The 14,454-nt window shown below is 58.7% G+C and carries 14 protein-coding genes; 12 read left to right on the forward strand and 2 right to left on the reverse strand.

What is annotated here, in order from left to right; translation table 11 throughout:
* The first annotated feature begins 3 nt into the window (after positions 1-3).
* Genes ACFSO0_RS03140 through ACFSO0_RS03185 form a run of 10 tightly spaced genes read left to right on the forward strand, consistent with a single transcriptional unit; the run spans position 4 to position 10,448 of the window.
* On the forward strand, positions 4-1,131 hold the full coding sequence (locus ACFSO0_RS03140; protein WP_376876171.1) for a cobalt-precorrin-5B (C(1))-methyltransferase: 1,128 nt from the start codon (positions 4-6) through the stop codon (positions 1,129-1,131).
* The gene (cbiE, locus tag ACFSO0_RS03145; RefSeq protein WP_376876174.1) at positions 1,097-2,323 is read left to right on the forward strand and encodes a precorrin-6y C5,15-methyltransferase (decarboxylating) subunit CbiE; all 1,227 of its coding nucleotides are present in this window, start codon (positions 1,097-1,099) and stop codon (positions 2,321-2,323) included. Before ACFSO0_RS03140 ends, cbiE begins: the two co-directional genes overlap by 35 nt.
* Positions 2,320-3,036 carry a precorrin-2 C(20)-methyltransferase gene (gene cobI / locus ACFSO0_RS03150; RefSeq protein ID WP_376876177.1) on the forward strand — a complete coding sequence of 239 codons (717 nt, stop codon included), beginning with the start codon at positions 2,320-2,322 and terminating at the stop codon, positions 3,034-3,036. Before cbiE ends, cobI begins: the two co-directional genes overlap by 4 nt.
* Positions 3,033-3,812, forward strand: coding sequence for a precorrin-4 C(11)-methyltransferase (cobM, locus tag ACFSO0_RS03155; protein ID WP_376876180.1), 780 nt, complete (start codon positions 3,033-3,035; stop codon positions 3,810-3,812). Before cobI ends, cobM begins: the two co-directional genes overlap by 4 nt.
* Positions 3,812-4,954, forward strand: coding sequence for a cobalt-precorrin 5A hydrolase (locus tag ACFSO0_RS03160; RefSeq protein ID WP_376876183.1), 1,143 nt, complete (start codon positions 3,812-3,814; stop codon positions 4,952-4,954). Before cobM ends, ACFSO0_RS03160 begins: the two co-directional genes overlap by 1 nt.
* Positions 4,951-6,354 (forward strand): cobyrinic acid a,c-diamide synthase CobB, encoded by a 1,404-nt coding sequence (locus ACFSO0_RS03165; RefSeq protein ID WP_376876186.1) that lies wholly within the window; start codon positions 4,951-4,953, stop codon positions 6,352-6,354. Before ACFSO0_RS03160 ends, ACFSO0_RS03165 begins: the two co-directional genes overlap by 4 nt.
* On the forward strand, positions 6,347-7,909 hold the full coding sequence (locus ACFSO0_RS03170; RefSeq protein WP_376876189.1) for a cobyric acid synthase: 1,563 nt from the start codon (positions 6,347-6,349) through the stop codon (positions 7,907-7,909). The genes ACFSO0_RS03165 and ACFSO0_RS03170 overlap by 8 nt, the downstream gene beginning before the upstream one ends.
* Complete coding sequence (gene cobT / locus ACFSO0_RS03175; protein ID WP_376876192.1) at positions 7,906-8,955, forward strand: nicotinate-nucleotide--dimethylbenzimidazole phosphoribosyltransferase; 1,050 nt, start codon at positions 7,906-7,908, stop codon at positions 8,953-8,955. Before ACFSO0_RS03170 ends, cobT begins: the two co-directional genes overlap by 4 nt.
* The gene (gene cobA / locus ACFSO0_RS03180; protein WP_376876194.1) at positions 8,952-9,737 is read left to right on the forward strand and encodes a uroporphyrinogen-III C-methyltransferase; all 786 of its coding nucleotides are present in this window, start codon (positions 8,952-8,954) and stop codon (positions 9,735-9,737) included. The genes cobT and cobA overlap by 4 nt, the downstream gene beginning before the upstream one ends.
* A 45-nt stretch (positions 9,738-9,782) precedes the next feature.
* Positions 9,783-10,448 carry a precorrin-2 dehydrogenase/sirohydrochlorin ferrochelatase family protein gene (locus ACFSO0_RS03185; RefSeq protein ID WP_376876197.1) on the forward strand — a complete coding sequence of 222 codons (666 nt, stop codon included), beginning with the start codon at positions 9,783-9,785 and terminating at the stop codon, positions 10,446-10,448.
* A 135-nt stretch (positions 10,449-10,583) separates the two neighbouring features.
* Here the strand turns inward: ACFSO0_RS03185 and ACFSO0_RS03190 are convergent, their stop codons facing one another.
* Positions 10,584-11,306, reverse strand: a complete 723-nt coding sequence (locus ACFSO0_RS03190; RefSeq protein WP_376876200.1) for a glycosyltransferase family A protein — start codon at positions 11,304-11,306, stop codon at positions 10,584-10,586.
* Positions 11,307-11,511: 205 nt separating this feature from the next.
* On the opposite strand from ACFSO0_RS03190, the gene ACFSO0_RS03195 reads away from it, so the two are divergent.
* Positions 11,512-12,039, forward strand: coding sequence for a DinB family protein (locus tag ACFSO0_RS03195; protein WP_376876203.1), 528 nt, complete (start codon positions 11,512-11,514; stop codon positions 12,037-12,039).
* 126 nt (positions 12,040-12,165) lie between these two features.
* Here the strand turns inward: ACFSO0_RS03195 and ACFSO0_RS03200 are convergent, their stop codons facing one another.
* Positions 12,166-13,422 (reverse strand): dicarboxylate/amino acid:cation symporter, encoded by a 1,257-nt coding sequence (locus ACFSO0_RS03200; RefSeq protein ID WP_376876206.1) that lies wholly within the window; start codon positions 13,420-13,422, stop codon positions 12,166-12,168.
* Between the two features lie 272 nt (positions 13,423-13,694).
* Here ACFSO0_RS03200 and ACFSO0_RS03205 point away from each other — a divergent pair, with 272 nt between their 5' ends.
* On the forward strand, positions 13,695-14,441 hold the full coding sequence (locus ACFSO0_RS03205; RefSeq protein ID WP_376876209.1) for a stalk domain-containing protein: 747 nt from the start codon (positions 13,695-13,697) through the stop codon (positions 14,439-14,441).
* Positions 14,442-14,454: the final 13 nt, after the last annotated feature.

Consider the following 14,454-nt stretch of genomic DNA (forward strand, 5'->3'; position numbering starts at 1 on the left):
CCGATGGCGGCGAAAGCAGACGAAAAAGAAGCGAAACCCCTCCGCCACGGCTATACAACCGGTTCCTGCGCAACGGCGGCGACGAAGGCTGCTTTGCTCGCGCTGATCACCCAGGAGCCGCAGCGGGAAGTGACGATTCGCCTGCCAATCGGCGATGAGGTGACGTTTCAGCTGGAGAGCTGCGAATTCAATGAGAAACAGGCGACGACCGCAACGATCAAGGACGGCGGCGACGACCCGGATGCGACGCACGGCGCCTTGATCGTGAGCACGGTGGAATGGCGGGATGAGCCGGGCATCGTGCTGGACGGCGGAGTCGGCGTAGGCCGTGTGACCAAGCCGGGCCTGCCTGTGCCCATCGGCGAGGCGGCGATCAATCCCGTCCCGCGCAAAATGATCCGGGAAGCGGCCCAGGCCGTGCTCGACCAGTACGAGATCAAACGCGGCATCAAGATCGTGATCTCGGTCCCGGCAGGCGAGGAAATCGCGAAAAAAACATTGAACGGAAGACTCGGCATACTCGGCGGCATCTCCATTCTGGGGACGCGCGGAGTTGTGGTGCCGTTTTCTACTGCTGCCTACAAGGCGAGCGTGGCGCAGGCGGTCAACGTCGCCAAGCAAGCAGGATGCGAGCACATCGTCCTGTCCACCGGGGGCAAGAGCGAATTGTTCGGCATGGAGATGTATCCGCAGCTGTCCGAGGAAGCCTTCGTGGAGATGGGCGATTTCGTCGGCTTTTCCTTGCAACAGTGCAAGCGCAAGCAGATGAAAAAGGTGACGCTCGTCGGGATGATGGGCAAGTTTTCCAAGGTCGCGCAGGGCGTCATGATGGTGCATTCCAAAAGCGCTCCCGTGGACTTTGGCTTCCTCGCGGGATTGGCGGAGCAGGCCGGGGCGGCAGACGAACGGGTCGCGCAGGTCAGGGAAGCCAATACAGCCGCGCAGGTAGGCGATTTGATGGCAGACACGCCCGCCTTTTTTGCCAAGCTGTGCGAGAGCTGCTGCCGCGCAGCCTTGCAGGAAGTGGGCGGGGGCATGGAGATCGAGACGATGATCATTACGATGAAAGGGGCCCTGTTGGGAAGGGTGACGATCGATGACACAGATGAAAGTGATCGGAATCGGGGATGACGGCCAGCAAAGCCTGTTGCCGTTGTACCGTTCGTGGATAGAAGAAAGCGAGCTGCTGGTGGGCGGCGAGCGGCATCTGGCCTTTTTTCCGGATTACAAAGGTGAGAAGCGCGTGCTGAAAGGCGGGCTTTCCGCCGTGGTGGAAGAGCTGCGTGCCGAGACGAGAAGGACGGTCATCCTCGCGTCGGGAGACCCGCTCTTTTACGGCATCGGCGGCCTGCTCGCCCGCAAGCTGAACGTGGAAGTTTACCCGCACCTGAGCTCCATCCAGCTCGCCTTTGCGAGGATGGGCGAGGCGTGGCAGGACGCGGCGCTCTACAGCGTACACGGCCGCAGCATCAAGGGCCTTGCGCAGCGAATCGACGGCAAGGAAAAGGTCGCGCTCTTGACGGACGCCGAAAACAGCCCTGCCGCGATCGCAAACTATTTGCTTTCGTTCAAAATGACGGAGTACGACGCCTTCGTGGCGGAAAATCTGGGCAGCGCGGAGGAGAAGACAGGCTGGTATTCGCTGCAGGAGATGGCGGACGGGGTCTTTTCGGATCTGAACGTCGTCATCCTGAAAAAGCGCCGCGAGAGCCCGGCTTGGCCGTTTGGCATCCCGGACGAGGAGTTCTCCCAGCGCAAGCCGGACAAAGGCCTGATCACGAAAAAAGAAGTGCGTATTTTGAGCCTGGCCCAGCTGCAGCTGCATGCGAAAAGCATCGTCTGGGACATCGGTACCTGCACCGGCTCGGTTGCCATCGAAGCGGCGCGGATCGCCCGGGAAGGCGAAGTGTACGGGGTGGAGAAAAACGCGGACGACCTGGAAAACTGCCAGCAAAATATGGCCAAGTTTCGCACGGATCTGACTGTCGTGCACGGCCGGGCGCCGCAAGGTCTGGAGCAGTTTCCCGACCCGGATGCGGTATTCATCGGAGGGAGCGGGGGCGAGCTTCGCGAGCTGCTGCACATCTGCTGCACCCGTTTGCGCCCCGGTGGCCGGATCGTCGTGAACGCCGCCACCATCGAGACGCTGTACGAAGCGACGCAGGCGCTTGCCGCCGAAGGCTTCGAGACGTCTGTCACGCTGGCGCAGCTGTCGCGCAGCAAGCCGATTTTGTCGCTGACCCGTTTTGAAGCGCTAAATCCGATCTACATCATCACCGCATGGGCCAAAGCGGCCGTGGAAGAAGGGGGAAGCAGCAAGTGACTACGATCGGAACCTTGTACGGACTGGGAGTAGGTCCCGGCGATCCTGAGTTGATTACCGTAAAGGCCTTTCGCCTGCTCCAGCAATCGCCCGTCATCGCCTACCCGAAAAAGCGGATAGGCAGCAAAAGCTACGCGCATCAGATCGCGGAGCTGTACGTGAAGCCTGATGCGGGCAAAGAAATGCTCGGACTCGTCTTTCCGATGACGCGGGACCCGGAAATATTGGAGCGGGAATGGAACAACACCGTGGAGCTGGTCTGGGAGCGCCTTTCAGAAGGCAAGGACGTGGCGTTCGTCACCGAGGGCGACCCGATGTTTTACAGCACGTTTATCCATATGATGCGGCTGATGCAGGAGAAGCACCCGGAAGTGCCGATCGTCACCGTTCCCGGGGTCTCGTCTTTTCTCGGCGCGGCTTCGCGGTTCAACCTGCCGCTCGCTGACGGCGACGAGCAGATCGGGATCATCCCGGCGACAGAGGATCGGGAAGCGATGCGCCGGGCGATCGAGGCACATGATTGCGTCGTGTTCCTGAAAGTGGCGAAAGTTTTGCCGATGATCATCGGCCTTTTGAAAGAAATGAACCTCGCAGACAAAGCGGCGGTCGCGACGAAAGTGACCTCTGCGGAGGAAATGGTCTGGACGGATGTGAGGGAGCTGAAGCGCGCGGAGCTTGGCTATCTTACCTTGATGGTGGTGAAAAAATCATGAAACTGTACATCGTGGGCGCAGGCCCGGGCGATCCCGACCTGATTACGGTCAAAGGCCTGAAGCTGCTGCAGGCGGCAGACGTGATTGTCTATACGGACTCGCTCGTCAACGAGGAGCTGGTCGCTTTGGGCAATCCGGATGCGGAGGTGCTGCACAGCTCTGGCATGGTATTGGAAGAAATGGTCGAGCTGATGGTAGACCGCGTCCGCCAAGGGAAGACCGTCGTGCGTCTGCAGACAGGCGATCCGTCCGTCTACGGGGCAATCATGGAGCAGATGGCTCTGTTGAAAGCGGCAGGCGTCGAAGTGGAGATCGTCCCCGGCGTGAGCTCGGTTTTCGCGGCGGCGGCGGCAGTCGGGGCGGAGATGACGATTCCCGAGCTGACTCAGACCTTGATTTTAACCCGGGCAGAAGGGCGCACGCCGGTGCCGGAGCGGGAAAAGCTGCGGGCGCTGGCGGAGCATCACTGTACCTTGGCCTTGTATTTGAGCGCGACCCTCACGAAAAAAGTGGTGCGCGAGCTGATCGAGGCAGGCTGGAGCGAGGATACGCCGGTTGCGGTCGTGCAGCGGGCGAGCTGGCCGGACCAGTTCATTTTGCGCACGACGCTGAAAAACCTCGACGAAGACATGGGCAAAAACGGAATCCGCAAGCATGCGATGATTTTGGCGGGCTGGGCGCTCGACCCGAACATCCACGAGAAAAACGAGCAGTACCGCTCCAGACTGTATGACAAAACCTTCACACACGGGTACAGAAAAGGTGTGAAAGACTGATGGTCATCGAACTGATCGAGGGAGAAATCCCGGCAATCCAAAAGCGCGGAGACTACGCCATCGTCGCCATCACCAAGCACGGCGTGGAGATGGCCCGCGACCTGGCCCAAAAGTTCCCCGGCACGGACCTGTACTACATGAGCAAGTTTGCGCGCGGCGATGAAGAGGCGCGCGGTATCCAGCTTTTCGCAAACAGCGTGCGGATGCTCTTTCCCGCCCTCTGGCCCGCCTACAAAGGGCTGGTCATCATCATTTCGCTGGGGGCGGTCGTGCGCATGATCGCACCGCTCCTAGAGGACAAAAAGAAAGATCCGGCCGTTGTCGTCATTGATGACCGCGGGGAAAACGTCATCAGCGTGCTGTCCGGACACCTCGGCGGGGCGAACGAGCTGTCGCGCGAGGTCGCGGCTGTCATGGGCGCGCGTCCGATCATCACTACGGCCTCTGACGTGCAGAAGACGATTCCGGTCGATTTGTTCGGACGCCGCTTCGGCTGGGAGTGGGAATCGGCAGAAAAGCTCACGCCGGTCAGCGCCTCCGTCGTCAACGAGGAGCATGTCGCCGTCGTCAACGAGTCCGGAGAGCGCGACTGGTGGATGCACGACACACCGATGCCGCCGTCGATTCGCGAGTACGGGACGATCGCAGAGGCACAGGCTGACGAGCCACAGGCGGCGCTGGTCGTGACGCACCGGCTGCTCACCCGGGAGGAGAAGTCGATCCTGGACAACGGCGTGCTGTACCGCCCCAAAGTCATCGTGCTCGGCATGGGCTGCAACCGGGGGACGTCGGCGGAGGAGATCGAAGCGGTGATCCAGGAGACGCTGGAAGAGCTGCAATTTTCCATCAAGAGCGTCAAGGCGCTGGCGACCATCGACCTGAAAAAGGACGAGGCGGGACTGATCGCCGTCTGCGAAAAATACGGCTGGCCGCTCGTCTGGTACACGCCGGAAGAGCTCAATTCGGTGCAGATAGAAGACCCGTCGGAGACCGTTTACAAATACACCGGGGCGTACGGAGTAAGCGAGCCCGCGGCCAAGCTGTACGCAGGCGTGGACAAACTGGTGCTCACCAAGAAAAAATCGGGGAATACGACCATTTCTGTCGGCTTGATGCCGTATCGAAGGGAGGAGCACGCATGAGCGACAGCCGTCGCATCGTCATCGCCGGAACCGGCAGCGGGGCGGGCAAAACGACAGTCACTCTCGGGCTGATGGCGGCGCTGAAACGAAAGGGACACATTGTACAAGGCTTCAAATGCGGGCCCGACTACATCGACCCGACGTACCATACGGCGGTCACAGGCCGCCCCTCGCGCAATCTGGACAGCTACATGCTCTCGCATGCTGCCGTGAAGGAAATTTTCGTCCGTGGTTCGATGGGGGCGGACATTTCCATCATCGAAGGCGTCATGGGTATGTACGATGGCAAGGAAGCGACCAGCGACACAGGGAGCACGGCGGAAATCAGCATCCTGACCGCCTCGCCCGTGCTGCTCGTGGTGAACTGCCAAAGCATGGCGCGCAGCGCGGCAGCAATCGTCAAAGGCTTCCAGCTGCTAAACCCGGCCGTGCGCATCGTCGGGGTCATCGCGAACAAAGTCGGAAGCGAAGGGCATTATAAAATCGTCAAGGCCGCCATCGAGCAGGAGTGCGGCATCCCCGTCGTCGGCTACCTGAAGCGGGAAGACGAAGTGGAGATTCCGGAGCGTCACCTTGGCCTGGTGCCGTCGGTAGAGCGGGGAGAGTTGACGCCGCTGTTTGACAGGCTGGCGGATTTGATCGAGCAGACCGTCGACTTGGAGCTCGTCTGGAAGCTGGCCCAGGCTGAGAAGCTGCCTGCGGAGCCGGTGCTGTTTGCTGCGGGCGCGACCGGTACAGCAGGGGATGTGACTGGCGAACCACCGGGCGTAACCATCGCCGTAGCGAGGGACTCGGCGTTCCACTTCTACTATCCGGAAAACCTGGAGCTGCTGGAAGCGTACGGCGCCAGGCTGCGCTTCTTTTCGCCGCTGGCAGGGGAGCCGGTGCCCAAGGACGCGGACGGTCTGTACATCGGCGGCGGCTTCCCCGAGGAATTCGCAGCCGAGCTGTCGCAAAATCAGGCCGTGCTGGAATCGTTTCGGACGGCCATCCAGAGCGGGCTGCCGACGCTGGCAGAGTGCGGCGGCTTCATGTTTTTGACAGAGGCGATCGTGACGACGAATGGCGACAGCTACCCGATGGTCGGGATGATCCCGGGCCAAGTGACGATGCAAAAGAAACTGGCAGCCCTGGGCTATCGCGAGGTGCGCGGAAAAGAAGGCAATTTCCTGCTCGGCACAGAGGAAGCGGCCAAAGGGCACGAATTTCATTACTCGACCTACCAGACGGATGCGCAGCTCCCCCCTGCCTATGAAACGAAAGGATTGCGCGGGACGAAGCCGGAGGGCTTTGCGCAAGGCAACCTCGTCGCCGGCTACACGCACCTGCATTTCGGCTCGAATCCGCAAGTGGTGCGCCGCTGGATCGAGCGCTGCATGGAGGTGTGCGCGCGTGCCTAAAGCACTTCCGTTGATGATTCAGGGAACGAGCTCGGATGCGGGGAAAAGCGTCATTGCTACGGCCTTTTGCCGCATTTTCGCCCAGGACGGCTACAGGACGGCGCCGTTCAAATCGCAAAACATGGCTCTCAATTCGTACGTGACGCTGGACGGCAAGGAGATCGGGCGCGCCCAGGGCGTGCAGGCGGAGGCGGCGGGTGTGCTCGCCACGGCGGACATGAACCCGATCCTCATCAAGCCGACGCGGGACTTTGAATCGCAGATTGTGGTAAACGGCGAGCCGTACGGAAACATGAGGGCGATGGCGTACCGGACGGACTTTTACGACGAAGGGCTGCGCATTATCGAGGAGTCGTATGCGCGCCTTTCCGCTGACTACGACCGGATCGTGATCGAGGGCGCAGGCAGTCCGGCAGAGGTCAACCTGAACGACCGCGAGCTGGTCAACATGCGGGTCGCGCGCCTGACCAACGCCCCCGTCATTCTGGTGGCGGACATCGAGCGCGGCGGCGTGTTCGCCTCGCTGGTCGGCACTTTGCAGCTGCTCGAACCCGAGGATCGGGAGCGCGTCATCGGCGTGATCATCAACCGGTTTCGCGGCGACGTCACGTTGCTGCAGCCGGGGCTGGACTGGTTTGAACAATACACCGGCAAGCCGGTGCTCGGGGTCGTGCCGTTCATCCCCGACCTGTGGATCGATGCGGAGGACTCGCTCATCCTGTATAACTACCAAAGCCAGCGGGCGTCGCTTCACTCTGGCTCGCATGACACAGCCGGCCAGCCGAATACGCGCCGCGACATCGACATCGCCGTGCTTCGCTACCCGCGCATTTCCAACTTTACGGACGTCGATCCGTTCTTCGTGGAGCCGGACTGTAGCCTGCGCTTTGTGACCCGCCTCGAGGAGTTGGGCGAGCCGGACCTGATCGTCCTGCCCGGCAGCAAAAACACGCTGGAAGACTTGCAGTTTTTGCGAGAATCGGGGCTGGCGCAGCGGATTTTGGAGCTGCATCGGGCAGGCCGCACTTACATCGTCGGGCTGTGCGGCGGCTATCAGATGCTGGGCGAGTCGATCCGCGATCCCGAGGGAGTGGAATCGCCTTTGCGCGAGTTGGCAGGGCTCGGCCTGATCCCGATGGTGACGACGATGGAGCGGCGCAAGACGACGGTGCTCTCGCGCGGCGTCGCCTGTTTTGCCCAAGAGCAGATAGAGTTGGAAGGCTACGAGATCCACATGGGACAATCGGATTACGCGGACAGCGACGCCCCGTTTATCCGGCTGGCGGACCGCACGGACGGCTACTGCTCGCAGGAGCGGCAGTTGATCGGGACGTATTTTCACGGGCTGTTTCACAACGACGTCTTCCGCACGCTGCTGCTGAATGCGATTCGCCGGAAAAAAGGGCTCGCGCCGCTCACGGATCGTCCTTCTTTTGTCGCTTTGCGGGAGCAAGGCTACGATCTCTTGGCAGAGACGGTGCGACGGCATGTCAAGCTGGACGTCATAGAAGAACAAATGAGACAATACGCAAAAAAAGAGGTGCGTACAAAATGACAGACTGGATAAAACAACTGGGCACGATCGAACCGCTCCATCAGGAAACGGCAGAACAGACGAAGCAGCACGTCGACCAGCTGACGAAACCGCTCGGAAGCCTGGGCCGTTTGGAGACGCTCGCCGTGGAATTGGCTGCGATGACGAAAGAAGCATTCCCCGTAACCAGTCCGCCTGGGGTCATCGTCTTTGCTGCGGATCACGGCGTGGCGCGGGAAGGCGTTTCCGCGTATCCGCAGGAAGTGACGGCGCAGATGCTGCTCAATCTGACGCAGGGCGGCGCGGGGATCAATGTGTTCGCTCGGCAGATCGGAGCTCTGCAAAAATTCGTGGATGTCGGCGTTGCAGCAGAAGTAGACGCCCCCGGCGTGTGCAAGCGGCGCATCCGGGCAGGCTCCGGCAATATCCTGCGGGAAGCGGCCATGACGCGCGAGGAAGCAGAACGTTCCATCCAGGTCGGCATCGAGGCCGCCCATGAGATTGTGGGCGAAGGAGCAAAAGTGCTGATCGTCGGGGAAGTGGGCATCGGCAATACGACCGCGAGCAGCGCCATCCTCGCGGCATTGACCGGGGCGGACCCGGATGAGATCGTCGGCCGGGGGACAGGCCTTACCGATGAAGGATGGCAGCGCAAAAAGGCAGTGGTACGGGAAGCGCTCGCCCTGCATCGTCCGGATGCCGCCGATCCGCTCGACGTCCTGTCCAAGGTCGGCGGGCTGGAGATCGGCGCGATGGCGGGGGCCATTCTCGGCGCTGCCTCGCGCAGGGTGCCTGTCTTGCTGGACGGCTTCATCGCTACCGTCGCGGCTCTCTTGGCCGTGCGTATCGCGCCTGCAGCGGCGGATTACCTCATCGCGGGACACCGCTCCCAGGAGCCGGGCCATGCTTATGTGCTGAAAACGCTCGCCAAGGAGCCGCTGCTCGATCTGCAATTGCGTCTGGGTGAAGGCAGCGGCGCGGCACTCGCCTTTCCGCTCGTCGAGGCGGCGAGCCGGATGGTCCGGGAGATGGCGACGTTCGCTTCTGCAGGGGTCAGCAACCGATGAGCCGTACGGGAAAAGTCTATCTGGTCGGAGCGGGTCCGGGAGACCCCAAGCTGATCACGGTCAAAGGGCTGGAGTGTCTGCAGCAGGCGGATGTCGTCGTCTACGACCGGCTGGCGAATTCCGCCCTGCTGGAGCACGCGCCTGCGCAGGCCGAGCGCATCTACTGCGGCAAGCTCCCGGACAACCACACGCTGAAGCAGGAGAAAATCAACGAGCTGCTCGCGGAAAAGGCATTGGCGGGAAACGTTGTCGTGCGGCTGAAGGGCGGCGATCCGTGCGTGTTTGGCCGCGGCGGAGAGGAAGCGGAACATTTGGCGAAGCACGGCATCCCGTTCGAGATCGTGCCGGGAGTGACGGCTGGCATCGCCGCCCCTGCCTACGCGGGCATTCCCGTGACGCATCGCGAGCACGGCTCGTCCTTTGCCGTCGTGACCGGACATTTGCGCGAAGACAAGCCGGAGCTGGCGACGGAAAAGTGGCGCGCTCTGGCGACAGGCATTGATACGGTCGCCTTTTACATGGGAGTCGCCAACCTGCCGCTGATCCGCACGCAGTTGATCCGGCACGGACGCGATCCGAAGACGCCTGTCGCGATCATCGCCTGGGGCACGCTGCCGCAGCAGGTGACACTGACGGGCACGCTGGAAGACATCGAGGAGCGGCTGGCTGAAAACAGCCATGTCACGAATCCGGCGATCATTCTGGTCGGCGACGTGGTACAATTGCGGGAGAAAATAAACTGGTTTGAGCCGCAGCTCTCGCAGGAGAAGGTGAGTCAGTAAAGGCGCATCCCATCACATCGACAGAACCGGAAGGAGGAAGGAGCCATGCGGCATTACCCGATGATGGTCAATCTGCAAAACAAGCCCTGCCTCGTCGTCGGAGGCGGGCAAGTGGCGGAGAGGAAGATCGACAGGCTGCTGGCCGCAGGTGCTTCTGTCACTGTGGTCGCTCCTTCCTGCACAGCAGCGGTCGAGGCGTGGATGCACCAAGGACGGATTGCGCTCGCCAGGCGGCCCTTTGTACCGGAAGACGTGCGGGATGCCGTAATCGTCATCGCGGCGACCGGCGATGCAGACGTCAATCTGTCCGTCTACCGGTCCTGCCTGCCCCATCAATGGGTTAACATCGTGGATCGGCCAGACCTGTGTACCTTTACGGTTCCTTCCGTGGTAGAGCGGGGAGATTTGCAGATCGCCATTTCTACCGGCGGGCACAATCCCGGCCTGGCCAGAAAGCTGCGGCAGCAGCTGGAGAGAAGCATCGGTCCGGAATACGCGGAATACACGCGTTTTCTGGGAGAGATGCGCAGGCGCGTCCTGGCGTTATCCCTGGAGGAAAAGAAAAAGCGTGCCATCCTCGCTGAACTGCTGGACGACCGCCTTTTTGACTGGACAATGAAAGGGGAGCTTGGCTGGCGGGATCGCGAGGCGGAAAAAGTCATCCGCGAACAGAGCAAGTCCGATGCCAGTGACGGCTGTGATTTTACGTGACAGGCTCGCTCCAGGCGATTGACCTGGCTCCGAAAAATGGCAACGGCACAACGCCAAGCGAAAAAAGCAGCCCGTCCTGCGCCGAGGATGAGCTGCTTTTTTGCATAAAGAACAGGGAGGAGATCCTTGTCTCGTCTACATAAACGAAGACAAGATTTTGCGCACTCTCCGCCGGTCCTTCACGATCCGGCGTTTGTCGATTACCTTGTTTCGCTTCGAGCGGAATTTGCTCGTCGTATTACCGCCGTGGATGATGTGCACAAAGTTGCGCCGGCGCAGCTTGTCGTGGCGCAGGCGGATAACTGCAGGGTGCCCGCCGCGCAGGCGGTACCTCTTTCCTTTCAAATAGTCCTTCGCTTTGTAGATCAGGGTGTAGAAGGCCGGCGACTTGGCGTACATCGGGGCGATTCGCTTCCGCTTCGCGTCGTACATGTAGCCATGCTGGTTGATAATGGCCCGGACGCCTTTTCTTGGACGATGATTCTTGAGCTGCTGGATGTAGTTTTTGCGGTACATGTCATCGGAGTCGAGCCGCACCAGATACAGATAGCGATAGCCTTTCAGACGCTTTTTGATGCTCCTTTGGTATTTGCTTTTCGGGATGAACTTGATATTTTTCGGGAGCTTCCTGTATTTGCGCAGGGCTTTTTTGATTTTTTTGCGGGAGCGGTCCTCGTATTCGACGAGAGCCACGAACCCTTGATTGCTCTGCTTTTGCAAGCTTTTGCGCGTATAGCGCATGAAGACCTTCATCCGTTTCTTGATCCAGCGCGAGGAAAATCTCTTTTTGCGGTTGAGCTTCAGCTTTTTCGAGTTGAAGGCGATCCCGACGATGATTTTTTTCTTGCTTTTCCCCATGCAGCGCTCACTCTCCTTTGCATTTGATGTCGTAACCAATACATGGTATTGGAGTTTGTCTGGCTTTGCTGTAGTCGAATACCGCCGCAGGATACAAGCACAACCAGGAATAGCGGGAGGCAAGGCAGGCAATTGGCGGTGGAGAGCGAATTGGTTAGCCATACGTGTACGTCCATGCCGACGGACAAACGAGGAGGGCTGACTGATGAATTTCACCTTACAGGAAGCGATGGAAGTGCTGGAGCGAACGCCGCGAACGTTGGAGAGTCTGTTGAACGGGCTGTCTGACGGGTGGCTGCAGGGCAGGGAAGGCGAGGGTACATGGAACGCCATAGAAGTGATCGACCATCTCATCGAGGCGGACAAAGTCAACTGGATTCCGCGAATGGAAAGCATCTTGCAAGAAGGGGAACGGCAGCTCTTTCCCCCGTTTGACCGTTTTGCCCATCTTAACCAACAGACAAAGAGCACGATGGAACAAAAGCTGCAGTCGTTTCAGCAGATTCGCAGAGAAAATATTGCGAAGCTGCAGACCGTCATCCAGCCGCAGGTGCATCTCGAGCGAACGGGTTTGCATCCGGAGTTCGGCGAGGTGAAGCTGCGGGAATTGCTGTCGACATGGGTCGTCCACGACTTGACGCACATCGCCCAGATCGTGCGGCTCATGGCCAAGCGATACGCAGAGGACGTGGGGCCGTGGAAAGAGTATTTGGGGATATTGAAAAGAGGGTGACGGACGGCAATTTGCCCGTCTGCCAAATGCTCGACCCGCTCAAGACAGCACGTGTCGAGCTGAAAAGAAAACGGCTGCCTGTGTATAAACAGACAGCCGTTTCCTTTTGCAGCGTCATTTTGGAGCTTATGCCGTTACAGACTTCGTTTCATCCTTGACCGTTCCCGGATGGAACTCGTCCTCTTGCTTGGCGATGACGACAGCTGCGACGCCGTTTCCGATCAGGTTCGTGATCGCGCGGGCTTCCGACATGAAGCGGTCGACCCCGAGCAGCAGGGCGATGCCTTCCACCGGAATCATCGGGAAAGCGGCCAGCGTTGCGGCGAGCGTGATGAATCCGGAGCCTGTCACACCGGCAGCGCCTTTGGAAGTAATCATCAAGATACCGAGCAGGGTGATTTGCTGCCAGATGCTCAAATCCACGCCGTACGCCTGGGCGATGAACATCGCCGCCATCGACAGGTAAATGGCGGTGCCGTCGAGGTTGAACGAATAACCGGTTGGCACGACCAGACCGACGACGGATTTGGAACAGCCGTACTTCTCCAGTCGTTCCATCATGCGCGGCAGGGCGGACTCGGAAGACGACGTCCCGAGTACGAGCAAGATTTCTTCGCGAATGTAGTTGATAAAAGAGAAGATGCTGAACTTGTAGTAGCGGGCAATGGAGCCGAGCACGAGAACGATAAACAGGAACATCGTGATGTAGACCGACGTCATCAAGAGGCCGAGTCTGCCCAGCGAGCCGATCCCGAACTTGCCGATCGTGTAGGACATTGCGCCGAATGCGGCGATCGGGGAGACTTTCATAATCATGTTGACAACGCCGAAAAATCCGTGAGTCAGCTTGTCAAACAGCTTGATGACCGGCTGGGAGGCAGGTCCCATGGCAGCAAGCGAGAGGCCGAACAGCACCGCGAAGAACAGGATCGGCAGCAGCTCGCCTTTGGCCAGCGCGCCGACGACGTTGTCCGGGATGATGCCGACGAAGAAATCGACGAAGCCGTGGCTTGTTTCGGCTGCGGCCTTGGTGTATTGCGTTACATCGCCCTTGGTCAGACCGGTTTTGTCGAAGCCGTGGCCCGGTTTGATGACATTCACGATGAACAGGCCGATTGCCAGCGCAATCGTGGTAACGATTTCAAAATAAATCAGGGCTTTTCCGCCGATCTTTCCGACCTTTTTCATGTCGCCCATGCCGGCGATGCCGTTGACAACCGTAAAGAAGACAATCGGCGGGATGACCATTTTGATCAGCTTGACGAAAATGTCTGCCAGTACCTTCAGTTCTGCGCCGAATTTTGGAGCGAAATGACCGACAAGAATACCGAGCAAGATCGCGATAACCACTTGCACGGTCAAATTTTTAAAATTGATCCGCATGTGACCTCGTCCCCCTCTGTAAAAGTGATTGGAATATGAAAGCGCTTCAATCGTATGGTTTGAATTGTATAAAAGGACTCTCCGAAAGAATAGAATACGGTCATATTGGTTGTTTTGGTCTTTTTGGTCTTGTCGGACTCTTGTCTGATCGACTCGATTTTCCAGATGAAAATGTCGGCATTGACATACTCTCGACATGAATCATAGGTAAAGTAGAAATTGTACATAGCACGTACGACATTGATCACAACCGGGAGAATGGAGGATGTAGCGTGTTAAAAAAACAATATCTGGCAGTTGCATCTGCACTGCTCTTGACAGCGGGCTTGTTCCCTGCAAGCTCTGATGCACAAGTGGCAAAGACAACTTTGACAGCCAACTACAACAACATCAAAGTCCTGTATAACGGCGTTCAAGTTCCTACTACAATCGAGCCATTTATTGTAAACGGGACGACCTATATCCCGCTGCGTATGATGGCAGGCGTGTTCAACAAGAACATTACGTGGGATGGAACGACCTATACCATCAACGTGAAAGATCAGGCAGACCCTGGCTACGAGGCGCAGCTCGCTGCGAAGGACGCGGAAATTCAACGCCTCAAATCGCAAATCGAGGACCTGAACGATGAAATCGACAATCTCGAAGACGATCTGGCTGATTATAAAAACAATGACGATGATGACTTTGATAGCGAATTGTCCGATCTGGAAGATCAGCTGAATGACGACTACGGCGATTACGAAGATTTGGAATGGGACATCAGCCTTGATGGCGACGAAGACAAGATCAAGGTAGAAATCGCGATCGACTTCGACGACTACGAGGATGAGTACGACGACCTGAGCGAGAAAAAACTGAAATCGCTGGTAGAAGACATCGTGAACGACATCTGGGATGATTTTGATGATAGCGATATAAAGGGTACTATCATCGACAGCAGCTCCGACGATGAACTGCACGACTTTGAAGGCGACAGCGACGACGGTACGATCTACTTCGACGACGACGAAATCTGATAGTTTTCATGAC

The sequence above is a fragment of the Brevibacillus sp. GCM10020057 genome (assembly GCF_042683565.1).
Taxonomy (GTDB): Bacteria; Bacillota; Bacilli; order Brevibacillales; family Brevibacillaceae; genus Brevibacillus.

Coding starts and splice junctions, on each gene's coding strand:
- ACFSO0_RS03140 (WP_376876171.1), top strand. CDS start 4: ATGGCGGCGAAAGCAGACGAAAAAGAAGCGAAACCCCTCCGCCACGGC.
- cbiE (WP_376876174.1), top strand. CDS start 1,097: ATGACACAGATGAAAGTGATCGGAATCGGGGATGACGGCCAGCAAAGC.
- cobM (WP_376876180.1), top strand. CDS start 3,033: ATGAAACTGTACATCGTGGGCGCAGGCCCGGGCGATCCCGACCTGATT.
- ACFSO0_RS03160 (WP_376876183.1), top strand. CDS start 3,812: ATGGTCATCGAACTGATCGAGGGAGAAATCCCGGCAATCCAAAAGCGC.
- ACFSO0_RS03165 (WP_376876186.1), top strand. CDS start 4,951: ATGAGCGACAGCCGTCGCATCGTCATCGCCGGAACCGGCAGCGGGGCG.
- cobT (WP_376876192.1), top strand. CDS start 7,906: ATGACAGACTGGATAAAACAACTGGGCACGATCGAACCGCTCCATCAG.
- cobA (WP_376876194.1), top strand. CDS start 8,952: ATGAGCCGTACGGGAAAAGTCTATCTGGTCGGAGCGGGTCCGGGAGAC.
- ACFSO0_RS03185 (WP_376876197.1), top strand. CDS start 9,783: ATGCGGCATTACCCGATGATGGTCAATCTGCAAAACAAGCCCTGCCTC.
- ACFSO0_RS03190 (WP_376876200.1), bottom strand. CDS start 11,306: ATGGGGAAAAGCAAGAAAAAAATCATCGTCGGGATCGCCTTCAACTCG.
- ACFSO0_RS03195 (WP_376876203.1), top strand. CDS start 11,512: ATGAATTTCACCTTACAGGAAGCGATGGAAGTGCTGGAGCGAACGCCG.
- ACFSO0_RS03200 (WP_376876206.1), bottom strand. CDS start 13,422: ATGCGGATCAATTTTAAAAATTTGACCGTGCAAGTGGTTATCGCGATC.